Below are 779 nucleotides of genomic sequence, written 5' to 3' on the forward strand. Positions count from 1 at the left end.
AAACGGTTATATCATTGTTGCCTAAGCTAAAAACAGATTAATCTATCCGTACAGGCCTCATGTGCTGTCGTGCAGGCGCTGCGGATGGGTATAAATGGTTGCCCGACCTGGGCGGCAAAATCCCGCCAGCGTCAGGTTGCAACGCTCAGCGACATCAATGGCGAGCGACGTGGCCGCCGAGACGGCAAACAGAATCTCGACGCCGCACATCGCGGCTTTTTGCACCATCTCATAGCTGGCACTTATCGAGCGCCACGTGGCGGCCAACATCTTCGCAACCACCCAAAATAGTCCCTTCGCTGGAAAGCCAGGCTGCCGCATGGGTAGAGCCGGTCAACTGGCCGATGTGCTGCACCTCTGTCAGTTGTTTTAGAGCATCACCCAGGTGATTGAGCGAGAAGGTTTGCGTGAAGGGCAGCGGTGTGACCGGTTTGCCGATCTCTTCCAACTGTTCGACACCGCACACGCCGCAGCCGGTGCGGCCGTTCATGGCGCGGCGGCGCTCTTTTAGCCCGGCAAAACGGCGGCTGGAGAGTTCTATCTGGACTTCAATACCGTTGCAGACCGACTGCACGTCCATGCCGTAAATCTCTTGCGGCGACGTGATAATGCCTTCCGACAGGGAAAAACCTAACGCAAAGGCTTCCAGATCGTTGGGCGTGGCCATCATCACCACATGGGAAATGCCGTTGTACACCAACGCGACGGGCACTTCTTCCGCCAGCCAGTCAGTTTTGGCCTGAGACAGGCTGCCTTGATGGCGTACCGTTCGCTGGCAT

1 pseudogene is annotated in these 779 nt (G+C 57.1%); it reads right to left on the minus strand.

The annotated features are described in order from the left end of the window. Positions 1-57: 57 nt before the first annotated feature. Positions 58-779, minus strand: a pseudogene (gene fdhD / locus J5224_RS31620) (formate dehydrogenase accessory sulfurtransferase FdhD); the annotation flags it as partial.

This window comes from Candidatus Symbiopectobacterium sp. NZEC135, assembly GCF_025962695.1.